Below are 2340 nucleotides of genomic sequence, written 5' to 3'. Positions count from 1 at the left end.
GTAAGCATCCGCTGAATCCCATTGCTATGTTTTAACGAGGTTCAGGTTTCCAACGATGAGGTAGCAAATCCTCAATTTCTGTGACTTTATGGGTGGGTAGTCTTTTTAGGACATCACTTAAATAGGCATACGGATCCAGCCCATTCAGTTTTGCTGACTGGATTAAAGTCATGATATTGGCCGCTCGTTGACCACTACGCAGCGAACCTGCAAATAACCAGTTCTTGCGCCCCAAAGCCCAAGGCCGCATTTGATTCTCGACCCAATTATTGCAAATAGGTAGGTTGCCATCATCCAGATAACGGCTTAAGGCTTCCCAACGTTTTAGGCTGTAATTGATAGCCTTGGCAATTGGAGAACTCGATGGCACCTTCGGATGATGTTGGTTGAGCCATTCATACAGTTGTTGCATCACCGGTTGACTATGCTGTTGTCGGTATTCGCGGCGGTGTTGCGCTGTACCATCCGTCTTTTTCCTGAGTTCTGCTTCTATGGCATACAGTTTCTGAATCAGCACTAATGCCTGTTCAGCGACCTGACTTTTTTTGGTCACATGCAGTTCGTGGAATTTACGACGGGCATGCGCCATGCAGCCCACCTCAATGACCTGACCTGATCTAAAGCGTGCTTTGTAGCCACTGTAATCATCACAGACTAAATGACCTTGCCAATCTTTTAGAAAGGCTTCGGCATGTTCACCTGAACGGCTATCCTGAAAGTCATAAATCACCGCTTGAACTGGATTATATTGGGTTGTTGCATAAGCCCAGACATAACCTTTCTTCGGTTTTTTATCTTTATCATCCATCCGCATGATGGTGACGGGTATTTCATCTGCATGAATCACCGCTTGCTGTAGGATCACCTTTCTTAATGCATCGGTTAGGCGTTCTAACTCTACACCACAGCGACCAATCCAGTCAGATAACGTTGATCTGGACAGATCAACACCTGCGCGTAGAAAGATCTGGCGCTGACGGTACAGCGGTAAATGATCGGCATACTTCGATACCAGTACATGGCTGAGTAATTCAGGACTGGCGATTCCTTTCTCAATCACATATGCCGGCATTGCTTGTTGGGTCAGTGTGTCACATTGATCACACACCCATTTGCCTCGAATATGCTGTTCCTTATAGAACTGTGCCGGTCTGAAATTCAGTTTTTCACTGATATCTTCACCGATACGACGCAAGGTGCAGCCACAAGCACATTGGGTTGATGCAGGTTCATGCTCAATACGGAGGGTTGGCAGATGATCTGGCAGCAGTCGACGTTTAGGTTTGTTGGCTGGGGCTTTCTGCGCAGCTGCATTCGTTTTATCTGCATTCAGTCGTTCCAGTTCCAGATCAACCGCAGCAATATCTTCTTCAACCGCTTCGTCCCATAGGTGGATTTGTTTTGCGGTTAGATGTTCGTTTTTACTGCCGAATTTATGCTGTTTAAATAGCGCAAGTTCATGCTCGTATTTTTGGTTGAGAATAGAAAGATGTTGAACTTGAGCATCTAATTGCTGATTTGATACTTCAAGATGCTGAACTTTGGCATCTAATTGTTGTTTATCGTCTGCGAGTTGTTGATGCTGCAGCGCCAACTGCCGGGTAAATTCCAGCAGTTGTTCATGGGTCAGTTGGCTTAAATCAGGCAGCATTTTCATGACCGCAGTATGGCTGAGATCATAAATATGTGTAAATAAAACGTTTGGAGAATAGCAGAATGGATGAGCTTGGTTTAGAGCATTGTTACCACTTGCTGCAGACCGATTCTTTGCCAAGCTAAACCTTGGATCAGTGCCTGTAACTGCTCCCGACTGATGGCTACTGTTTCACCTTGGTGAACCTGAGCCCAGTGAAATTTGCCCTGTTCCAGCCGTCGGGCACACAGCCAGATGCCCAGTCCATCATGCACCAGTACTTTCATGCGATGGCCACGTTTATTACAGAACAGGTAGGCGCAATGTGGTTTGATATAGCCAAATGCTCTCAGCACCTGAGCCATGGCCGTATCCATACCTGCACGCATATCCATCGGCTGGGTAGAGAGCCAGATTTCATCGATACGGATCATTTGATCAAGCCCTGAAGTAAAGGCAGTAATTCCTTTGCCGATTCCACCGGCCAGTCGATCTCGATCATCTGATCCCTTGCGGAACCTTGTTCCTTATGCAATGGAATCCTGATATGAGCGACAGCATTCTTCTCCGGCACAGGTGGCAGAGGTGCTTCTTGTCTGACTGGAGTCGGGTGAAGAATGACGGGAAGAAAGTCGGTCTGTGGACTGGGTGGGCTTTTTAATGCCGGGACCATTGATCTGGACTGGCGAATCCATTTATGTAGCAGA

2 protein-coding genes and 1 pseudogene are annotated in these 2340 nt (G+C 46.8%); all 3 read right to left on the bottom strand.

Annotated elements, in window-relative coordinates; translation table 11 throughout:
* Nucleotides 1-31: 31 nt before the first annotated feature.
* Nucleotides 32-1657 carry an IS66 family transposase gene (tnpC, locus tag HLH18_RS03940; protein ID WP_171545823.1) on the bottom strand — a complete coding sequence of 542 codons (1626 nt, stop codon included), beginning with the start codon at nucleotides 1655-1657 and terminating at the stop codon, nucleotides 32-34.
* 74 nt (nucleotides 1658-1731) lie between these two features.
* Nucleotides 1732-2067, bottom strand: coding sequence for an IS66 family insertion sequence element accessory protein TnpB (gene tnpB / locus HLH18_RS03935; RefSeq protein ID WP_171545822.1), 336 nt, complete (start codon nucleotides 2065-2067; stop codon nucleotides 1732-1734).
* Nucleotides 2064-2340, bottom strand: a pseudogene (locus tag HLH18_RS15830) (IS66 family insertion sequence element accessory protein TnpB); the annotation flags it as partial. The pseudogene HLH18_RS15830 and the gene tnpB, both read right to left, overlap by 4 nt.

Source organism: Acinetobacter sp. ANC 5414, from assembly GCF_013004295.1.
Taxonomy (GTDB): Bacteria; Pseudomonadota; Gammaproteobacteria; order Pseudomonadales; family Moraxellaceae; genus Acinetobacter.
The sequence above is the reverse complement of the archived record's forward strand: the minus strand, read 5'-3'. Positions and strand labels throughout refer to the sequence as shown.

Bases quoted from the DNA above. Each gene is read 5' to 3' on its own strand.
- tnpC (WP_171545823.1), bottom strand. From the start codon at position 1,657: ATGAAAATGCTGCCTGATTTAAGCCAACTGACCCATGAACAACTGCTG.
- tnpB (WP_171545822.1), bottom strand. From the start codon at position 2,067: ATGATCCGTATCGATGAAATCTGGCTCTCTACCCAGCCGATGGATATG.